Below are 18,490 nucleotides of genomic sequence, written 5' to 3'. Positions count from 1 at the left end.
CCAACGCCGGGGTCGGTCGTCGCCGCCGTCGACGACCGGCTTCCCCGCGTTTCTCTACAGCGCCGGTTCCACAATGGAGTGGTACCTGCGTGAAACCTCCTTGATCACCTCGTCGAAGTCCGCCGCCCAGATGTCGGCGTTGAAGATCTCCACCTCGACGTCCCTCGAATATCCCGTCGCGGCGACGTGCCTGGTCAGACGGTCCAGGTCGATGTCGCCATCGCCCGGATAACCGCGGCCCAGCAGCACGTCCGCCGGCACCGGCGTGAGCCAGTCGCACACCTGGTACGACGCGATGCGCTCCCCCGCGCGCACGATCTGCGCGTCGAGGTCCGGGTCCCACCACACGTGCAGCGCGTCCACGACGACGCCGACCGACTCGTGCTTCTCGGCGATGTCCAGCGCCTGCGCCAGCGTCGACAGCACGCCACGATCCGCGCAGAACACCGGGTGCATCGGCTCCAGCGCCAGCGTCACGCCCGCCGACTTCGCCTCAACGGACAGCTCCGCGATCGCGTCCGCGACGCGTTGACGTGCGCCGATCAGGTCCTTGTCGCCCGCGACACCGCCGACGACCATGACCAGCGTGTCGGTGCGCAGCGTCGCCGCTTCTTCGATCGCTCGCCGGTTGTCGTCCATCGCGGCGCGGTTGTCGACCGCGGTCAGAAACCCGCCGCGGCACAACGACGACACCCGCAGGCCCGCGTCCGCGACGAGTTTCGCGGTGCGTTCCAGGCCGTGGTCCGCGACCGGTTCCCGCCACAGCCCGATCGCCTCGATGCCGTGCCGCACGCAGCCTTCGACGGCTTCGGCGACCGTCGCGCGCTTGATCGTCGCCTGGTTCAACGAGAGGCGAGCCACTGCTGCCACCGCCCTTCAGCGAAATCGGGGTCGATGACACCGGCGATCTCGGCGAGCCGCTTCGCCTCGGCGAGGTGCTCGACGCTGCGCGCGGATTCCAGGCCGTCGAGCAACAGGAATCGTTCCTGGTGCCCGGCCAGCCACGCCAGGAACACCACGCCGGTTTTGTAGTAGTAGGTCGGCGTGCTGAACAGATGGCGCGACAACGGAACCGTCGGCGCCATGATTCGGTGGAACTCCGCGGTGTCACCCTCGGCGAGTTTCGCGAGAGCTTTCGCCGCCACCGGGGCGATCGGGTCGAAGATGCCGAGCAGCGCGTCGCTGTGGCCGTGCTCGTCGCCCGAGATCAGGTCCGGGTAGTTGAAGTCGTCACCGGTGTAGCAGCGGACCCCGGCCGGGAGCCGGCGGCGCAGGCCGATCTCGTGGCCCGCGTCGAGCAGCGACACCTTCACGCCGTCGACCTTGTCCGGGCGTGCCGCGATGATCGACAGGAAGTTGTCGGTGGCCCTGTCGACCTCGGCCGAGCCCCAGTAGCCTTCCAGCGCCGGGTCGAACGCCGTGCCGAGCCAGTGCAGGATGACCGGCTCGCTGACGCTGTCGAGCAGCGTGCCGTAGACCTTCTCGTAGTCCTCCGGGCCCTTCGCGCACGCCGCGAGCTGCCGGGAACACATCAGCACGGGCTGCGCGCCCGCCTCCTGCACGACGTCGAGCTGCTCCAGGTAGGCCTTCAGCACGTCGTCCAGGCCGGGCTCACCGGTGAGGTGGTCGGTCGCGACGCCCGCGCAGATCCGCCCGGCCTTCTCCGCGGCGCTGCGGCGGATCAGCTCGGCGGCGGTCGGCCAGTCGAGGCCCATGCCGCGCTGCGCGGTGTCCATCGCCTCCGCGACGCCCAGGCCGTGCGACCAGAGGTGGTGCCGGAACTTCAGCGTCGCGTCCCAGTCGACCGTGCGCTCGTCCTTCGCCACGACGTGTGCCGCGGCGAACACAGTCCGGACATGTTGATCTTGGCTAGACATTGCGGATCTCCACGCGGCGACCCTCCGAAGAGGACTGCAGACCGGCGGCGGCCAGCGCGACACCCCGTGCGCCCGCGCGGAAGTCGTGTGGGAACGGCGTGCCCTGGTAGACGTGCCGCAGGAACTCCGCCCACTGCACCTTGAAGCCGTTGTCGAAGTCCTCGTTGTCCGGCACCTGCTGCCACTGGTCGCGGAACGGGTGCGTGACCGGGAGATCCGGGTTCCACACCGGCTTCGGCGTGACGGCGCGGGACTGCACGAAGCACTCGCGCAGCCCCGCGACCGCACTCCCCTCGGTGCCGTCCACTTGGAACTCGACGAGCTCGTCGCGGCGCACGCGCACGCACCAGGACGAGTTGATCTGGGCGATGACGCCGTTCTCGATCTCGAAGATGCCGTACGCGGCGTCGTCGGCGGTCGCGTCGTAGGCGTTGTTCTGCTCGTCCCAGCGCCTGGGGATGTGGGTGACGGCCTTCGCCGTGACCGCCTCGACGCGGCCGAAGAGGTCGTGGAGCAGGTAGCTCCAGTGGCAGAACATGTCGGCGACGATGCCGCCGCCGTCCTCCGCCCGGTAGTTCCAGCTCGGGCGCTGCGCGGGCTGCCAGTCGCCCTCGAAGACCCAGTAGCCGAACTCGCCGCGCACGCTGAGGATCCGGCCGAAGAAGCCGCCGTCGATCAGCCGCTTGAGCTTGCGGATGCCGGGCAGGTAGAGCTTGTCCGCCACGACGCCGTGCTTCACGCCCTTGGCGTCGGCGAGCGCGGCCAGCCCGAGCGCTTCCTCGACCGTCTCGCTGACCGGCTTCTCGGTGTAGACGTGCTTGCCGGCCTCGATGGCCTTGGTGATCGACTCGACGTGCCTGGACGTGACCTGCGAGTCGAAGTAGATCTCGACGTCCGGGTCCGCGAGCGCCCCGTCGAGGTCGGTGGTCCAGCGCGCGAGGTCGTGCCGTTCCGCGATCTCCTTGAGCTTGTCGGCGTTGCGCCCGACGAGCACGGGTTCGACCTTGATCACGGTCCCGTCCGGCAACCGCACGCCTTCTTCGCGCAGCGGGAGGAGGGACCGGACCAGGTGCTGGCGATATCCCATCCGCCCGGTGACGCCGTTGACCGCCACTCCGATGGTCCGAACCGCCATCACACCTCCCTGGTAGCAGCGCTGGAAAGCGCTTTCCCGCCACGCTAATCGCGGCACTTGACGGCCGTCAACCTCCGCGCGAGTTAGTCTCAGCGCTCACATGCACGTTGACGGAGGTGGTCGTGTCCGCCCGACAGGTGACGCTTGCCGAGGTGGCCAAGCAGGCTGGGGTGTCGCTGGCGACGGCCTCGCGCGTGCTCAACGGCAGCACGCGGCAGGTGAGCGAGGAGCTGAGCGACCGCGTCCTGCGCACGGCGGAGCAGCTCGGCTACGTGCCGAACGCGTCCGCGCAGGCGCTGGCCCGCAACTCCAGCTCCCTCGTCGGCCTGGTCGTCCACGACATCACCGACCCGTACTTCTCCTGCATCGCGGCGGGCGTGACCCGCGTGGCCGAGGAGGCAGGGCTCGTCGTCGTGCTGGGCACGACCGGGCGGCGGCCCGAACGCGAGGTGGAGCTGGTCTCCACACTGCGGGCGCACCGGGCGCGGGCGATCGTGCTGGCCGGTTCGCGGACGACCGACCGCACGGCGCAGGCGCGGCTGGCGGCGGAGATCGACGCGTTCACCGAACAGGGCGGGCGTGTCGCGTGCGTGTCGCAGGCGAAGCTCGGCACCGACACGGTCGTCCCCGGCAACCGCGCGGGCGGCCGGGCGCTGGCCCGTGCGCTGACCGAGCTCGGTCACAAGAGGTTCGCCGTGCTGGCCGGCCCCTCCGAACTGTTCGTGGCACGTGATCGGCTCGCCGGGTTCAAGGCGGGGCTCGCGGACGCCGGCGTCGCGCCGCCGTTGGTGATCAACGGCGCGTTCACGCGCGACGGCGGATACGAGGCCGCGCTGGAGCTGCTGTCGTCGAAGTCGCGCGCCACCTGCGTGTTCGCCGTGACCGACGTGATGGCGATGGGTGCGATGGCCGCGTTGCGCGAGCGTGGCGTGCGGGTGCCGGAGGACATGTCGATCGCCGGGTTCGACGACATCCCGACGCTGCGCGACACGGTGCCCGCGCTGTCGACGGTGCGGCTGCCGCTGGAGGAGATGGGCGAGATCGCCGCAGGTCTCGTGCTGGATCCGGGCGGTGACGAGGCACGCACCGTCCGGGTGGCGGGCGAGGTGGTGCTCAGGGCGTCCACTGCCCACAATTAGACTCGTCTGGCTGTTCACGTACTTAGTCATGAGGAGTTGAGCCGTCCCCATGGGGTCTGGCCCCGGCTGGCATACCAACCCGGTCCCTTGTTCCGTTGGAGCGCGTAGGTGACCGGAGTCCTGTTGAGCGTGCTCGGTCTGGTCGCCGTCGTGGCGCTGACCGCGGGCACCTTCATCGCGGTGGCGGCGGAGTTCTCGCTGACCGCTCTGGAACGCAGCACCGTCGAGCGGCACGTCGCCGAGGTCGGTGACGCGAAGGCGCGGACCATCGACCGCGCGCATCGGACGTTGTCCTTCCAGCTCTCCGGCGCGCAGCTCGCGATCACGCTGACCACGCTGATCACCGGGTACATCGCGGAGCCCGCGATCGCGTCCCTGATCGAACCCGGCCTGACCGCGCTCGGCGTGCCGGTGGCGGTGGCCGGCGGTCTGTCGCTGGCTCTGGCGCTCGCGATCGCCACGGCGTTGTCGATGGTGTTCGGCGAGCTGGTCCCGAAGAACCTCGCGATCGCCCGGCCGCTGCAGACCGCGCGCCTGGTCGTGGGGATCCAGGCGGGGTTCTCCACAGTGTTCCGGTGGCTGATCAACTGGATGAACAACTCGGCGAACTGGCTGGTCCGCCGCTTCGGCGTCGAGCCGGTCGAGGAGCTCGCGTCGGCTCGTTCACCCGAGGAGCTGGGCGCTCTCGTCCGCACGTCTGCCGAGCACGGGACGCTGGACCAGGGCACCGCGGTGCTGCTGGACCGGTCGCTGCGGTTCGGTGACCGGACCGCGGATGAGCTCATGACGCCGCGCGTGCGAGTGGAGGCTTTGCGGGCCGACGCGACCGTTGCTGATCTCGTGCTGAAGGCGCGCGAGACCGGGTTCTCGCGATTTCCGGTGCACGACGGGTCGCTGGACGAAGTACGCGGCATGGTGCACGTGAAGCAGGCGTTCGCCGTGCCCGCCGCTCTGCGCGGGACGACTCCTCTCTCCGCTCTGACGCGGCCGGTCACCTCGGTGCCGGAGACGCTGGAGGGCGACGCGCTGCTGGACCGGCTGCGGGCTTCGGGCCTGCAGACGGCGCTGGTCGTGGACGAGTACGGCGGCACGGCGGGCATGGTGACGCTGGAGGACGTGGTCGAGGAGATCGTCGGCGACGTGCGCGACGAGCACGACCGCGGCGAGGCCCCGCCGGTGCGGTCGCTGGGCAAGGGCAGCTGGCTCGTGTCCGGGCTGCTGCGGGACGACGAGGTGGCCGAGGCGACCGGGTTCCGCATGCCCGTCGGTGACTACGAGACGCTGGCCGGGCTCGTGCTGGCCCGGCTCGGGCGCATTCCGGATGTCGGCGACGAGATCCGGGTCGACGGATGGCGGGTGACCGTCATGCGGATGGACCGCCATCGCGTGGCCGAGCTGCGGGTGGTGTCGTCGTGAACTTCTTCATCGTCGTGTTGTTGCTGGCGGGCAACGCCTTCTTCGTCGGCGCCGAGTTCGCGGTGATCACCGCGCGACGGGACCGGTTGGAAGCGTTGGCGGACAAGGGTTCTTCACGCGCCCGTACCGCGATCAAGGCTTCGCAGCAGCTGCCGTTGCTGATCGCGGGCGCGCAGCTGGGCATCACGTTGTGTTCTCTGGGGCTGGGTGCGATCGCCGAGCCCGCGTTGGCTTCTGTACTTGAGGGTCCCCTCAGCGCCATTGGACTGCCGTTGGCCGTGGTGCACGGTGTGGCGTTCGCGGTGGCGCTGGTCATCGTCGTCGCGCTGCACACGATCCTCGGCGAGATGGTGCCGAAGAACCTGGCGATCGCCGGCCCGGAGCGGGCCGCGGTGTGGCTGGTTCCGGTGCACTACGGCTTCTCGCGGATGATCGCGCCGGCGCTGGCGCTGTTCACCGCTGTCGGGCGGTGGGTGCTGCGCCGCTTCGGCGTCGAGCCCGTCGACGAGCTGGAGTCGGCCTACACGCCGGACGAGCTGGCCCTGCTGATCGGGCAGTCGCGGTCGGAGGGGTTGCTGGAGGACTCCGAGCACCGGCGGCTGGCGCAGACGCTGTCCTCGGCCGAGCGCACGGTGGCCGACGTGCTGGTGCCGCTGGAGCGGCTGACGACGGTGTCGGCTTCACCGACGGTCGGTGAGATCGAGGCCGCGGTGGCGGCCACCGGGTTCTCGCGGTTCCCGGTGCTGTCGGACACCGGCTTGATCGGGTATCTGCACGTCAAGGACGTGCTGGACCTGGAGGGCGCGGCGACTCCGGTGCCGCGCGCTCGGGTGCGCGGCCTGCCCGAGGTGCCCGTGGACGCTCGTCTGGACGAGGCGCTGGCCGCGTTGCGCCGTGCGCAGTCGCACCTCGCGCGCGTGGTGGATGCCGACGGTGCGGTGCGCGGTGTCGTGGCGTTGGAGGACCTGCTGGAGGAGTACGTCGGCACCGTCCGGGACGGGACGCACGTCCGCTGGGTCTAGCTTCACCTGATCGGGGTGTCATCGAAACGCTGTTTCGTTTCTCTCGCTATACGAGGAACGCGTGGCGGGGAGCGACTCCGGGGAGGGTGTGGGTATGGCGGTGGTGCTGGGGGCCGGGGACGTCGAGGTGGACCTGCCGCGGCTGGCGGTGGAGCTGACGGAGGCGCTGCGGGCGGGCTCGGCAGGCCCGGTGGGCGCGGCAGGCCCGGTGGGCGCGGCGGGTCCAGGGCAACGGGTGCGGGTGCCTGTGACGCCGGATGTCACGGCCATGATCCTGGTGCCGGGGCTGGCGCCGGGCATCCCCGCCTACACGGTGAAGGTGCACGCCAAGAACCCGAACCGCTCCCCCGCCATCACCGGCGTGATCTGCCTGCACGACCTGGAGACCGGCGACCTGCTGGCCCTGATCGACAGCGCCGGCCTGACAGCGCTGCGCACCGGGCTGGGCGGCGCGCTGGGAGCCCACCTGCTCGCGCGCCCCGACGCCCGCACCGTGACGGTGATCGGCGCCGGAGCCCAGGGCCGCGCGCAGCTGGAGGCGCTGGCCGCACTCCGGCCGATCGACTCGGTGGAGGTGCGGGACACGAACCCCGCGGCGGAGGTGGAGTTCGTGGCGTGGGCGGCGGGGCTCGGCATCACGGCCGTGGCGGGCGACGCGTCGGGAGGCGTCGGGGAGATCGTGTTGATGGCGACGTGGTCGCGGGAGCCGGTGTTGCACCGGGTTCCGCCGGGCACCCACGTCACCAGCCTCGGGGCGGATGAGCCGGGCAAGGCCGAGCTGGCGCCGGAGTTGCTGGCTGGCGCGCTGGTCGTGGTGGATGATGCCGGGCTGGCGCACGTTGCCGCGGACACGACGATCGGGGCGGTGTTGCGCGGGGAGCATGCTGGGCGGAGCAGTGCGGATCAGGTCACGGTGTACAGCCCGGCCGGGTTGCCGATGCAGGATCTGGTGATCGCGTGGCACGTTTATCGCAACGCGTGTCGAAAGTCGCCTGCCGTGTTCGACGTGGGGATGAGCCGGCGGTGAGCCACACGGGAGGCAGGGCGATGAGCAGGGTTTACACGGGGGCCAGCACGTCGATCGACGGGTACGTCTCGGGGCCGGACTTCTCCGGGTTCGAGCACCTGTTCAAGTGGTTCAGCTCCGGGGACGTCGAGGTGGCCGGGATGCGGACGTCGCAGGCCAGCGCGGACTACTACGGTGCGCTGCTCGCGAACACCGGGGCCGGGGTGGTGGGGCGGACGCTTTACGACCACACGGGCGGGTGGGGTGGGACGTCGCCTGTTGGGTCGCACACAGTGGTGTTGACGCATCGGCCGTTGGAGGACAACGAGCACTTCACGTTCTGCACCGAGGGCATCGAGCGGGCGGTCGAGATCGCGCGCGAGCACGCCGGGGACAAGGACGTCGTGGTCAACAGCGGGCAGATGGCCCGGCAGGCGCTCGACGCGGGGCTGCTGGAGGAGATCTGCCTCGACCTGGTGCCGGTGATCCTCGGTGGTGGCACGCCGTTCTTCGCGCCGGGCAAGGGGTACGAGCTGGAAGGGCCGCTGTCCGTGGTGGAGGGGGTCGGGGTCACGCACCTTCGTTACAAGGTGCGGTACGGATCTTCGGCCTGACGCTGCCGCGATCCGTCCGATGTGGACTGTGAGTCAGGTCGGATCGGTATGTGCCACCGGAAGCCTGTCGAAATCCGGATGTCCCGTTCGACGTAGGGGTGACGGACACACACAGGGAGGCACAGAAAATGGGCAAGGCTACACGGGCGCCAGCACCTCGATCGACGGGTACGTCTCGGGGCCGGACTTCTCCGGGTTCGACAAGCTGTTCCGGTGGTACGAGGCGGGCGATGTGGCGTTCACGGTGCCGACGGGGACGATGACCTTCAACCTCACGCCGGCCAGCGCCGCCTACTTCGGCGGGATCATCCAGGCGACCGGGGCGCTGGTGGTGGGGCGCAAGCTCTACGACTTCACCAACGGCTGGGGCGGGCAGCACCCGCTGGGCGTGCACACCGTTGTGCTCACCCACAGGCCGTTGGAGGACAACGAGCACTTCACGTTCTGCAGCGAGGGTATCGAGAAGGCGATCGAGATCGCACAAGCCAAGGCCGGGGACAAGGGTGTCGGGCTGAACTCCGGTGAGGTGGCGCGGCAGGCCATCGACGCCGGGCTGGTGGACGAGATCTTCCTCGATCTGGTGCCGGTGATCCTCGGTGGTGGCACGCCGTTCTTCGCGCCCGGCAAGGGGTACGAGCTGGAGGGGCCGCTGTCGGTGATCGAGAGCACTTCGGTCACGCACCTGCGCTACAAAGTGAAGTATGGGGATGCGGCTTCGCAGGGTGAATGACGCTGACGCGGCGGAGTTGCTGCGGGTCGTGACGGAGTCGCTCGCGCATCTGCGGCCGTGGGTGTCGTGGGTGTCCGATGACTACGACGCTTCGTCCGTCGCCGGCTTTCTCGCCGCGTCGAAGGTCGGCTGGGAGAACGGGACGTTGTTCAACCACGCGATCACGGTCGACGGCGCCATCGTGGGCGTGGCCGGTGCGGACAGAGCGGGTGACGTGGTGGAGATCGGCTACTGGCTGCATCCCGCCCACACCGGGCGCGGCCACGCCACCCGCGCGGTCGCCGAGCTCGTCGAGTTCGCGTTCGGGCTCGGCGGTGTGCGCAGAGTTCAGATCTGGCACGACGAAGCCAACATCGCGAGCGGTGGCGTGCCGCGGCGGCTCGGGTTCACCGAGGTCGGCCGCCACACGCCGCCGCGCCAGCCGGCGTTCGGCAACGAGGTCGGTGTTGACGTGGTGTGGGAGCTGACGCGTTAGGGCACGATCTTCAGCTGCGCCATCATGCCGATCCACGAGTGTTCGAGGAAGTGGCAGTGGTAGACGTAGCGGCCGGTGTAGCCGGTGAAGGTGGCCTGCACCTTGACGGTTTCGCTTGCCGTTGATCACGCCGTCGGGGCGTTCGCCGGGCTTGAAGACCCCCGGCCGGCGCGAGCAGTTGCGGCACACCGAACACGCCTGCCGCGAGTCCTCCCGCCGCGAGCACACCTCGTCTGCTGAGCATCGCTGTTCCCCTTGGCACGTCCGACAAATGCGGCGAAACCTACGCCGGACGTTCAGGGGGAACACCTAGTTCCGAACGATGCTCACGTGTGCCGCGCGCGGAGTGTCTCAAGAGGCCAGTGCGGCCTTCACCGAACGAGTGAGGTCGTCGGCGAGGACCTCGTCATCGCCGTTCCGAATCGCTTGCAGCACCTGGGAAACGACGTCCTCCGGCGCGACCTTGGGTGCGTCGACGCCCGACGCCATGTCCGTGTCGATGAACCCGGCGTGCACGGCGATGACGCGAGTTCCCTGTTCCCGCAACGCTTCCCGCGTCGACTGCGTCAGCGACCACCCCGCCGCCTTGGACGCCGCGTAACCGCGCGCGCCCGGCCAGCCGATGAAGGACAGGACGCTCAGGACGTTGACGAGGACGCCGCCACCATTGGCTTTCAGAATGGGCGCGAACTGGTCAGTCATGCGGACGAGGCCGTAGAAGTTGACGTCGAACTCCGTCCTGATGCTGTCGACGTCCTCGCCGCCGATGGCCACGCCCGCGTTGTTGATGACGATCGAGACGTCGCCGAGCTCCTTGGCCGCGGCCGCGACGGACGCGTCGTCGGTCACGTCGAGCTGGACCGGGATCACGCCGTCGTCCACAACGGACACCGGGTTGCGCGCGCCGGCGTAGACCTTCGCCCCCTGTTTCACGAGCTCTCGGGCGAACGCACGGCCGAGCCCGCGGTTGGCACCGGTCACCAGCACCACAGCACCGTTGAAGTCCATCACTACCTCCTGAGTTGGGATTTCCAACTCACCGTAGCGAGTGTCAGTTGGATTTGCCAACCCACTGCTAGGATGGTCACATGGCACCTCGAACCTGCTCGATGGCGAACGCACTGGAAGTCGTGGGCGAACGCTGGTCGCTGCTCGCGTTGCGCGAGATTTTCTTCGGCAACACCCGGTTCGACCAGATCGCGGCGAACACCGGTGCCTCCCGCGACGTGCTCGCCGCGCGCCTGAAGAAGCTTGTCGCCGCCGGCGTGCTGGAGAAGCGCCCGTATTCCGACCACCCGCCGCGCCACGAGTACCACCTGACCGAGGCGGGGCGCGCGCTGCACAACACGATGCTGCTGCTCAAGGAGTGGGGCGACGCCTACGTGACCGAGGGCCCGCTCCCCCTCGTGTGGGAGCACTCGTGCGGCCACGTGCTCCAGCCGCGCGTCGTATGCGCTTCGTGCGGCGAGGAGGCGACGCCGGAGTCGCTGACCCCCGCACCGATTCCGGCAGCGTCGTGAAGGACGAGCTCGCCGCGCGGCTCGAAGCCATGCGGCGGCAGATCGGTGCCAGGTGGGTCGTCGGGTTCGAGAACTTCGACGGCGGCCACCCGTTCATCGAGGTCGCGGAGGGGCCGGTGTACCGGCTCACGGCGTACGAGCGCGGGAAGCGGCTGTTCACCAAGGAGACGACGGAGCTCGACGAGATCCTGTACTGGGCGATGTACGAGGTCACCTGGAACATGGCGTACGGGTACGCCGTGGAGCATCCGGTGGAGGGCGAGGAGCAGCGGTTCACCGCGTTCCGGCGGCAGGAGGAGCTGCTGGGCACGCTCAACCCCGCGTGGGTGGAGCGCGCGCGTGCGACCAGGCCCACCCACTAGGTTGTGCACCATGAGTGAGGACGACGAGGACGAGTTCGCCGAGGACGACGACTTCGAGGACGAGGAAGACGCCGACGACCTCTTCGCCGTCACGCCGGAGCCGCGCACGGTGTGCCACCTGTGCGGAGGAGCCAGCTACATCGCGGCGCCCACGCTCGCGCTCATCGGAGGCGCGCCGCGGACCGTCGACAACGGGCGGGAGTGCCCGCACTGCAACGGCGCGCGGACGTTCAACGGGCTGGTCCCGCCGCTCTAGCCGCGTCGTGCCAGCCGAGGAAGTCGTCGACGCTCAGGCGTGCGATCTCCTCGCCGATGACGTCGAGGGCCAGGTCCGAGGCGCGTTTGAAGCGGATGCAGGACTTGCCCATGTCCAGCTTCTTGCCGGTGGCCTCGTAGCGCTCGCGGAACGACTCCTCGCCTGGGCCCATCACCGTGGTGAGGTAGACAGAGTAGTAGTTCTTCTGGGCGGCCAGGGCCACGTAGGAGAGGGGCTGCTTGTTGTAGGTCGGGCCGCTGACCTCCAGCGGCACGAACCACGTGATCATTCCCCACATCACGCCCTCGACGTAGCCGTCGGGCAGGCTGGCGAGAATGACGTCGCGCACAGCGCTGACCTCGGCACGCCTCTCATCAGGCAGTTCGGCGAGGTACTCGGTGACCGTCGAGGCTTTGCTCTGCACCATGGCGCGTACGGTAATCGCTCGTGGAGGTCCTGACCCGAGCCGAATGGCACGAATTGCGCGAGGCGCACGTCGCACGCATGAGGCGGTTCACGGGTCCGCATCAGGAACGGAAGCTTCGCAAGGAGAAGCACCCGGTGATGGACTTCCTCTTCACGTACTACAGCCATCGGCCCGTGCGGCTTGAACGGTGGCATCCGGGGCCGGGTGTCGTCCTCGAGGACGCGGCGGAGTACCTGGAGTTTCCGCACTACAAGGCCACGCCGGACGGTGTCGCGCTCGACGTCGAGAGCTTCCTGGGGCAGCGCGCGAAGACTGTCGAGTTCGTGCGGCAGCTGCTCACGGCGACGCTCAGCCGGCCGCCGCGGCTCGGGTGTTTCGGGCTGCACGAGTGGGCCATGGTCTACCGGCAGGAGCCCGAGGAGATCAGGCACAACGCGTGGCCGCTGCGGCTCGGCAGCGATGGGACCGATCGGGTGGTGGAGGCCAGCCGGATCCAGTGCGGGCACTTCGACGCGTTCCGGTTCTTCACGCAGCCCGCGCGGCCTCGCAACGCCCTCCAGCCCACGCGTGAGGACCAGGTCGCGAACGAGCAGCCGGGGTGCCTGCACGCGAACATGGACCTCTTCAAGTGGGCCTACAAGATGGAGCCCGCCACGCCGTCCGACCTGGTCGCGGACTGTTTCGAGCTGGCAGCCGACGTGCGCGAGCTCGACATGCGGGCCTCGCCGTACGACCTGGCTGGACTCGGGTACGACCCCGTGCCGATCGAGACCCCCGACGGACGGGCGGAGTACGCGCGGCAGCAGGCGGCGTTCGCCGAGCGGGCACGACCGTTGCGAGAACGGCTCGTGTTCGTGTGCCAGTCGATACTTACAGTGACTTCACTTCGCTGAGCGAGTTCACCTGTTAGCGTGATTGGCGGTCGTCGGGGGCCGCTGAGTAGTTGTGAGGGATCGATGTCTCGACACCGCGCGCTGCGGGCGAGGGTGCGGCGCGGGATCGCCAAGTGGCCCGTGCTCATCGTCGTGTTCGTCGTGCTGATCGGCCTCGGGTACCTGGCGTGGTCGTGGGCCGGTGGCGTGCTCGACAGCCGGGCCAGGGCGCTGGCCCAGAACTGCAGCGAGGGCGACTCGGTGCTGCGCGTCGCCGCGACGCCGAGTGTTGCCGGGGCTGTTGCCGACGTCGCGCGCGCGTGGAGCGCCACGCGGCCCGTTGTGTACGACCACTGCATCGCCATCGAGGTGACGTCACTGGACTCGTCCGCGGTGCTGGACGGGCTGACGACGACGTGGGACGAGACCAAGCTCGGCAAGCGGCCGCACGCGTGGCTGCCCGACTCGACGTTGTGGGCGAACCGGCTGAGCGCGCTCAACGCGAAGCTCGTCGGCGCGGCGCCCAAGTCCGTCGGCACCTCGCCCGTGCTGCTCGCGGCACCGGAGGCGGCGGCGCCCGTGCTGAAGGACTTCCGCTGGTCGGACATGCCCGAGGTGACGGACTGGAACAAGTTCGGCCAGTCGTGGGGACGGTTCAGCGTCGCCATGCCCGACCCGTCCGCGAACACGGCGTCCGCGCTCGCGATCCAGTCGGCGCTGGCCGAGGGCAAGGGTCCCGTCACGGCCGAGTCGCTCAACTCGGAGAGCGCCAAGGCGAAGCTCACGAAGCTCGCGGCCACGGTGCCGCCGGAGGTGCCGCCGACGACGCGCGACGCGTTGCGGCGCCTGGGTGACAGCGCGACGGTCAACGCGGCGGGCTTCAGCGTCACGCCGGTGTCCGAAGTGGACCTCTACAAGCACAACACCGGCAAGGAAGCCCCGTCGAAGCCGCTCGTGGGCGTGCTTCCGGTCGGACCGGCGCCGGTGGCGGACTTCCCGTACATCGCGCTGGGCGGCTCCGAGGTCGGCGAGGCGGAGGAGCGGGCGGCGCAGGCGTTCCGCGAGTTCATGACCGAGCCCGAGCAGCAGAAGATCCTGGCGAAGGGTGGGTTGCGGGTCGAGTCCACTCAGGACCGTCCGACGCCCTCCCCCGGCGTGTCCTGGGCCGCTGTCACGGAGAACCTCGTCGCCGCGGACGCGACCACCACGCAGCAGATCTCGTCGGCCTGGGCGTCGGCGGACCGCGGTGGGCAGGTCGTGACGGTGCTGGCCGACGTGTCGACGTCGATGAAACCCCGGCTGGACAAGGTGAAGGCCGCGCTGCGCGGCCAGATCGACAGATCGGTGTCCGGGTCGTTCGGGCTCTGGGAGTTCGCGCGGGACCTCGACGGCGCCAAGCCCTACAAGCAGCTCGTCGGGACAGGGCCGGTGGCGGAGAAGCGCGACGCGCTGCGCAGGGCCGTCGACGGGCTCAGGACGTCCGACGGGTCTCAGCTCTACAGCTCGCTGGCGGCCTGCTACGAGGCAGCGCACGACGGCTTCGTGGCCGGGCGGGTCAACCGGGTCGTGGTGATCACCGACGGCACCTCGGACGGCGGGATCGACCTGGCGGCGTTGAAGAGCCGCCTGCACGGCAAGGACCTGGCCGTCAGCTTCATCGCCATCGGCGGTGAGGTCGACAAGGGCGCGCTGACCGACATCGCGCAGACCACCGGCGGTTCGGTGTCCGTGGTGGAGAACCCCGACGGGATCGAGGCGGCACTCGGCCAGGTGCTGTCGACGAACGCCTGACCGCGGTCAGAACGACGGAATCTGCTCCGGCAGGAGTCCTGCCTGGCGGAGCATGCCGTACAGGTCGGTCTCGCCCCAGAACTCCACGACGCGGCCGTCGTGGAGCCGGTAGGACTTGAGGCCCGACATGGTGAGGTCCTTGCCGCTGCGGTCGTGGGTGTAGGTGAGCGTGCAAGCCACGCTCACCCGGTCGGCCGCAGCGAAGAAGTCATCCACCTGCACGCGGCAGTTGGACAGTCCCGGAGTCAGCACCGCCTGTTCGGGGTGGTGCCGCCCGCGGACGTGAGAGGTCGCGCCGTGCACGAGGACGTCCTCGGCGACGAGCTCGGCGACGTTCCTCGTCTCGAAGACCCGGAGATAGCGGCGGACGACCTCGGCATTGCGTGTGCTGACGGCTTCGGCTGGGCCCGACATGAACCGACCGTAGCCTGCTCGCATGGGGGAACAACGTATATTGGTCGCTTCGATGCCTGCTGCTGCCGCGGACCGATGTGATGATCACCAATGGCGGGTGGGGTGGCGTGCTCGCCGCGGTCGAGGCGGGTGTGCCGATGGTCGTGGTGCCGGACTCGCTGGACAAGCCTCAGGCCGCGCGACGGGTCGCGCGGGCGGGAGCCGGGGTCGTGCGGAAAAAGCCCGAGCGGCTCAGGAACGCGGTGGACCAGGTGCTCGCTCAGCCGCGCCACCGGGTGCGCGAGCTGGGGCGCGCGATCACGGCGGCCGGTGGCACGGCCAGGGCGGTTGATCTGGTCGAGGAGCTGCTCAGGCGACGTTGAAGCGGTCCGGGTCCGGGCCGGTTCGCGTGCCGTTGTCCAGTTCGGCGATGACGGTCATGTCGTCCTGGGCCAGTTCGAAGTCGAAGATGTCGATGTTCTCCTTGATCCGGTAGGGCGTGACGGACTTCGGGATCACGACGTTGCCGAGCTGGATGTGCCAGCGCAGCACGATCTGGGCCGGGGTCTTGCCGTACTTCTCGGCGAGGCTCGTGATGTCGGGCTTGTGCAGCAACGCGCCCTGGGCCAGCGGGGACCACGCCTCGGTGACGATGCGGTGGGTGACGTGGACCTTGCGCATCTCTTCCTGCTGCAGCAACGGGTGCAGCTCGATCTGGTTCACCGCCGGGGTGGTCGGGAATTCGTCGAAGAGGCGCTGCAGGTGCCGCGTGTGGAAGTTCGAGACGCCGATGGCACGCACGCGGCCGTCGGCGTAGAGCTGCTCGAACGCGCGCCACGTCTCGGCGTAGAGGTCGCGTTCGGGGGTCGGCCAGTGGATGAGGTAGAGGTCGAGCACGTCGCGGCGCAGGCGTCGCATGCTCTCGTCGAACGCGCGCAGCGTCGAGTCGTAGCCCTGGTCGGAGTTCCACAGCTTGGTCGTGACGAACAGGTCGGGGACGCCTGCGATCGCGTCGCCGACACCGGACTCGTTGCGGTAGGCGGCCGCCGTGTCGATGCTGCGGTAGCCGGCTTCGATCGCGGTCGTGACCGCACCGGCGACCTGGTCCTCCGGCACCTGGAAGACGCCGAAGCCGAGTTGAGGGATCCGTACTCCGTTGTTCAACGCGATCAGCGGAACCATGCGCGTAGCTTCGCACCGTTGTAGACGTCCTGCATCGCCTTGATTGTCTCGACGAGTTCGTGTCTCAGTTCGACCGGAGCGACCACCTCCACGTCCGCACCGAATTTGAGCAGGTCAGCGACGGCGTGCCGGGTCGACTCGGTGGGGAAACCGAACTCCTGGCCCGGCTGCGGCGCGGTCTCCCGGACGACCCGGGCCTGGTAGCCGCTCAGCAGGTACTGGGTCTTGTCGAGGCCCGCCTGCGTCATGCGGACCGTGACGCGCTCGCCGTACATGCGGGCCTCGAACTGTTCCGACCACCGGGCCCAGTACCGGGCCAGGTCGAAGTCCGCCGGCCGGTCGAAGGTCTCCGGCAACGTGTCGAGCGACAGGACACGCGACACGCGGTAGGTGCGGCCGCTGCCGACGAAGTACCAGGTGCCGGCCTTCACCACGAGCCCGTACGGGTCGACCTCGCGCTCGACGGTCTGGTTGCCCCACCGCTGGTAGGTCATGCGGATCCGGCGCTGCTCCCAGACGGCGTCGGCGATCGCGGCGAGGTGCTCGGCGGGTTCGTCGCCGCGGAACCACGTCGGGGTGTCGAGGTGGAAGCGCTGGCGGATCTGCTCGGCGCGGGTGCGCAGCTCGGTCGGCAGCGCGGCGAGGAGCTTGAGCTGGGCGGCGGCGGCGAACTCCTTCAACCCCAGCTCCTCCGCCGGACCGGGCAGGCCGGCGAGGAACAACGACTGGGCCTCGCCGGTGGTGAGGCCGGTCAGGCGGGTGCGGTAGCCGTCGATCAGCTGGTAGCCGCCGGTGGGGCCGCGGTCGGCGTAGACGGGGATGCCGGCGGCACCGAGAGACTCGATGTCGCGGTAGATCGTGCGGGGCGAGACCTCCAGCTCGGCGGCGAGCTCGTCCGCCGTCATCCGGCCCCTCGACTGGAGGAGCAGGAGCACCTGGATGAGCCGGCTGGACTTCATCTCTCAAACCTGACACGAACTGTCAGGAATCGCCAGCAGAGTGGTCCGCATGAAGGCAACCGGAACCATCGAAGTGAAGAGCTGGGACGAGAAGACCTGGGACGGCCGCCCGTACCAGGAGGTCGAGGGACGCAAGCTGACCGAGGCGCACGTCCAGTTCGCCTACGCGGGTGATGTCAGCGGCGTCGGGAACTGCCGGTACCTCATGTCGTACGGCGACAACGTGGCGTGGACGACGGCGATCGAGGAGATCACGACCGACGACGGCACGCTGGTGTTGCGGCACGTGGGCGCCTATCGCACCAGTGTGGAGGCCGTGATCGAGATTCTGGACGGCACCGGGGCCTACGCCGGCGCGCGAGGTGCGGCGACGATCGACTGGGCGGAGGATGGCAGCGCCACCTACACCCTGGAGTACGAGGTCTGACCATGACCAACGCCCCCGTCTACGACGCGACCAAGCAGCGGATCACCGAACTGGTGCGAGGCCGGGATCCCCAGACGCCCGTGGCGGCGACGCCCGGCTGGTCGGTCAAGGACGTGGTGGCGCACCTCGCCGGCGGTCTGCGCGACTTCGTGGACCGCCGGTTCGACGGCGTCGAGTCCGGTGAGTGGGGAGAGCGGCAGGTCCGCGACCGCCGGGCCAACACGCTGGACGACGCCTTCGCGGAGTGGGACGCGAACCGGGAGCTGGCCGAGCCGTTGTTCGACACCCCCATGGGGTCCGTGCTGATCTCCGAGGTCGTGCAGCACGAGCACGATCTGCGGGCGGCGCTGGGTGTGCCTGGTGACCGGGACGGCGTCGCCGTGCGGTCGGCGTTGACGAAACCGTTGCAGCAGCTGGATCAGCGGATGCGGGAGAACGACGTGCCCGCGTTGCGGATCTCGCTGGAGCACGGGGACCGGGTGCTGGGGCACGGCGAGCCGGAGGGGACGTTGCGGACGACGTCGTTCGAGCTGATGCGGGCCATCGGCGGGCGGCGGTCGGCGGATCAGATCAAGGCGATGGACTGGGACGGGGATCCGGACACCTGGATCTCGTCGCTCGCGTTGTTCGGACGGCACCGGCCGGAGCCCTTCGAGGAGTGAGACCATCTGCCGGTGAACGACCAGACCTGTCAGCGGTGCGGTGAGCCGGTCGAGCTCGACCAGGAGGACTTCGAGCTGTTCGAGCGCATGCACCCGGAGTGCTTCCACTACGCGTTCGAGCACGACCTGACCAAGCCCGGCCTCAGCGTGGACGAGGACTGCGGCGACCCCGCCTGCCCTTCCGGCGCATAGGAAAAAGGGGCGCACCCCCGAGTGCGCCCCTTT

General features: G+C 69.4%; 25 protein-coding genes. 16 read left to right on the top strand and 9 right to left on the bottom strand.

Translation table 11 applies throughout. From position 1 onward, the window contains the following. Positions 1-54 precede the first annotated feature (54 nt). Genes ABFX45_RS24220 through ABFX45_RS24210 form a run of 3 tightly spaced genes read right to left on the bottom strand, consistent with a single transcriptional unit; the run spans position 55 to position 3,012 of the window. Positions 55-870 (bottom strand): TIM barrel protein, encoded by an 816-nt coding sequence (locus ABFX45_RS24220; RefSeq protein ID WP_109637304.1) that lies wholly within the window; start codon positions 868-870, stop codon positions 55-57. Continuing rightward, positions 843-1,847 (bottom strand): dihydrodipicolinate synthase family protein, encoded by a 1,005-nt coding sequence (locus ABFX45_RS24215; RefSeq protein WP_346132062.1) that lies wholly within the window; start codon positions 1,845-1,847, stop codon positions 843-845. Before ABFX45_RS24215 ends, ABFX45_RS24220 begins: the two co-directional genes overlap by 28 nt. 22 nt (positions 1,848-1,869) lie before the next feature. Then, on the bottom strand, positions 1,870-3,012 hold the full coding sequence (locus ABFX45_RS24210) for a Gfo/Idh/MocA family protein (RefSeq protein ID WP_109637300.1): 1,143 nt from the start codon (positions 3,010-3,012) through the stop codon (positions 1,870-1,872). A 122-nt stretch (positions 3,013-3,134) separates the two neighbouring features. On the opposite strand from ABFX45_RS24210, the gene ABFX45_RS24205 reads away from it, so the two are divergent. From ABFX45_RS24205 to ABFX45_RS24175, 7 genes are all read left to right on the top strand, one after another. Further along, on the top strand, positions 3,135-4,151 hold the full coding sequence (locus ABFX45_RS24205) for a LacI family DNA-binding transcriptional regulator (RefSeq protein WP_346132059.1): 1,017 nt from the start codon (positions 3,135-3,137) through the stop codon (positions 4,149-4,151). Between the two features lie 108 nt (positions 4,152-4,259). Next, the gene (locus tag ABFX45_RS24200) at positions 4,260-5,567 is read left to right on the top strand and encodes a hemolysin family protein (protein ID WP_346132057.1); all 1,308 of its coding nucleotides are present in this window, start codon (positions 4,260-4,262) and stop codon (positions 5,565-5,567) included. Beyond that, positions 5,564-6,589, top strand: coding sequence for a hemolysin family protein (locus ABFX45_RS24195; protein ID WP_233439588.1), 1,026 nt, complete (start codon positions 5,564-5,566; stop codon positions 6,587-6,589). Before ABFX45_RS24200 ends, ABFX45_RS24195 begins: the two co-directional genes overlap by 4 nt. A 94-nt stretch (positions 6,590-6,683) precedes the next feature. Continuing rightward, positions 6,684-7,616, top strand: a complete 933-nt coding sequence (locus ABFX45_RS24190; protein WP_346132054.1) for an ornithine cyclodeaminase family protein — start codon at positions 6,684-6,686, stop codon at positions 7,614-7,616. 20 nt (positions 7,617-7,636) lie between these two features. Beyond that, the gene (locus tag ABFX45_RS24185) at positions 7,637-8,209 is read left to right on the top strand and encodes a dihydrofolate reductase family protein (protein WP_109637290.1); all 573 of its coding nucleotides are present in this window, start codon (positions 7,637-7,639) and stop codon (positions 8,207-8,209) included. Positions 8,210-8,468: 259 nt separating this feature from the next. Continuing rightward, positions 8,469-8,939, top strand: coding sequence for a dihydrofolate reductase family protein (locus ABFX45_RS24180; protein ID WP_346132052.1), 471 nt, complete (start codon positions 8,469-8,471; stop codon positions 8,937-8,939). Continuing rightward, positions 8,932-9,414, top strand: a complete 483-nt coding sequence (locus ABFX45_RS24175) for a GNAT family N-acetyltransferase (RefSeq protein ID WP_346132050.1) — start codon at positions 8,932-8,934, stop codon at positions 9,412-9,414. The genes ABFX45_RS24180 and ABFX45_RS24175 overlap by 8 nt, the downstream gene beginning before the upstream one ends. Here ABFX45_RS24175 and ABFX45_RS24170 read toward each other — a convergent pair. Further along, on the bottom strand, positions 9,411-9,515 hold the full coding sequence (locus ABFX45_RS24170; protein ID WP_346132047.1) for a multicopper oxidase domain-containing protein: 105 nt from the start codon (positions 9,513-9,515) through the stop codon (positions 9,411-9,413). The genes ABFX45_RS24175 and ABFX45_RS24170 overlap by 4 nt on opposite strands. A 250-nt stretch (positions 9,516-9,765) precedes the next feature. Further along, entirely contained in the window at positions 9,766-10,422 is a 657-nt protein-coding gene (locus ABFX45_RS24165; RefSeq protein ID WP_346132045.1) for an SDR family oxidoreductase, read from the bottom strand. Positions 10,423-10,502: 80 nt separating this feature from the next. On the opposite strand from ABFX45_RS24165, the gene ABFX45_RS24160 reads away from it, so the two are divergent. Genes ABFX45_RS24160 through ABFX45_RS24150 form a run of 3 tightly spaced genes read left to right on the top strand, consistent with a single transcriptional unit; the run spans position 10,503 to position 11,552 of the window. Beyond that, positions 10,503-10,934, top strand: coding sequence for a winged helix-turn-helix transcriptional regulator (locus tag ABFX45_RS24160; protein WP_109637284.1), 432 nt, complete (start codon positions 10,503-10,505; stop codon positions 10,932-10,934). After that, positions 10,931-11,296, top strand: coding sequence for an Imm63 family immunity protein (locus tag ABFX45_RS24155; RefSeq protein ID WP_170154974.1), 366 nt, complete (start codon positions 10,931-10,933; stop codon positions 11,294-11,296). Before ABFX45_RS24160 ends, ABFX45_RS24155 begins: the two co-directional genes overlap by 4 nt. 10 nt (positions 11,297-11,306) lie before the next feature. Continuing rightward, a complete protein-coding gene (locus ABFX45_RS24150) occupies positions 11,307-11,552 on the top strand; it encodes a hypothetical protein (protein ID WP_109637279.1) in 246 nt (81 codons plus the stop codon). On the opposite strand, the gene ABFX45_RS24145 is transcribed toward ABFX45_RS24150, so the two are convergent. Then, positions 11,527-11,979, bottom strand: coding sequence for an iron chaperone (locus tag ABFX45_RS24145; protein WP_109637277.1), 453 nt, complete (start codon positions 11,977-11,979; stop codon positions 11,527-11,529). The two genes, ABFX45_RS24150 and ABFX45_RS24145, sit on opposite strands and share 26 nt — an antisense overlap. A gap of 77 nt (positions 11,980-12,056) precedes the next feature. Here ABFX45_RS24145 and ABFX45_RS24140 point away from each other — a divergent pair, with 77 nt between their 5' ends. Both ABFX45_RS24140 and ABFX45_RS24135 read left to right on the top strand, forming a co-directional pair. Continuing rightward, complete coding sequence (locus tag ABFX45_RS24140) at positions 12,057-12,872, top strand: 3-methyladenine DNA glycosylase (protein ID WP_233439587.1); 816 nt, start codon at positions 12,057-12,059, stop codon at positions 12,870-12,872. A 63-nt stretch (positions 12,873-12,935) separates the two neighbouring features. Next, positions 12,936-14,642, top strand: a complete 1,707-nt coding sequence (locus tag ABFX45_RS24135) for a substrate-binding domain-containing protein (protein WP_346132041.1) — start codon at positions 12,936-12,938, stop codon at positions 14,640-14,642. A gap of 6 nt (positions 14,643-14,648) precedes the next feature. On the opposite strand, the gene ABFX45_RS24130 is transcribed toward ABFX45_RS24135, so the two are convergent. Next, the gene (locus tag ABFX45_RS24130) at positions 14,649-15,056 is read right to left on the bottom strand and encodes an ester cyclase (protein WP_346132039.1); all 408 of its coding nucleotides are present in this window, start codon (positions 15,054-15,056) and stop codon (positions 14,649-14,651) included. Between the two features lie 14 nt (positions 15,057-15,070). Here ABFX45_RS24130 and ABFX45_RS24125 point away from each other — a divergent pair, with 14 nt between their 5' ends. Further along, entirely contained in the window at positions 15,071-15,418 is a 348-nt protein-coding gene (locus ABFX45_RS24125; protein WP_346132176.1) for a nucleotide disphospho-sugar-binding domain-containing protein, read from the top strand. Here ABFX45_RS24125 and ABFX45_RS24120 read toward each other — a convergent pair. Next, entirely contained in the window at positions 15,405-16,217 is an 813-nt protein-coding gene (locus ABFX45_RS24120; RefSeq protein WP_109637270.1) for an aldo/keto reductase, read from the bottom strand. The genes ABFX45_RS24125 and ABFX45_RS24120 overlap by 14 nt on opposite strands. Beyond that, positions 16,205-17,176: a helix-turn-helix transcriptional regulator gene (locus ABFX45_RS24115; RefSeq protein WP_346132036.1), complete on the bottom strand. Its 972-nt coding sequence runs from the start codon at positions 17,174-17,176 to the stop codon at positions 16,205-16,207. Before ABFX45_RS24115 ends, ABFX45_RS24120 begins: the two co-directional genes overlap by 13 nt. A 49-nt stretch (positions 17,177-17,225) precedes the next feature. Here ABFX45_RS24115 and ABFX45_RS24110 point away from each other — a divergent pair, with 49 nt between their 5' ends. The 3 genes from ABFX45_RS24110 to ABFX45_RS24100 are packed head-to-tail and all read left to right on the top strand — an operon-like array spanning position 17,226 to position 18,457. Then, positions 17,226-17,603 (top strand): DUF3224 domain-containing protein, encoded by a 378-nt coding sequence (locus tag ABFX45_RS24110; RefSeq protein WP_146231583.1) that lies wholly within the window; start codon positions 17,226-17,228, stop codon positions 17,601-17,603. A gap of 2 nt (positions 17,604-17,605) precedes the next feature. After that, positions 17,606-18,265, top strand: a complete 660-nt coding sequence (locus ABFX45_RS24105) for a maleylpyruvate isomerase family mycothiol-dependent enzyme (RefSeq protein ID WP_109637267.1) — start codon at positions 17,606-17,608, stop codon at positions 18,263-18,265. A 12-nt stretch (positions 18,266-18,277) separates the two neighbouring features. Continuing rightward, on the top strand, positions 18,278-18,457 hold the full coding sequence (locus tag ABFX45_RS24100; RefSeq protein WP_109637266.1) for a hypothetical protein: 180 nt from the start codon (positions 18,278-18,280) through the stop codon (positions 18,455-18,457). Positions 18,458-18,490: the final 33 nt, after the last annotated feature.

Origin of the sequence: Lentzea roselyniae, from assembly GCF_039537795.1 — a bacterium.
Lineage (GTDB): Bacteria > Actinomycetota > Actinomycetes > Mycobacteriales > Pseudonocardiaceae > Lentzea > Lentzea atacamensis.
This window is presented reverse-complemented; position numbering and strand designations above follow the sequence as displayed.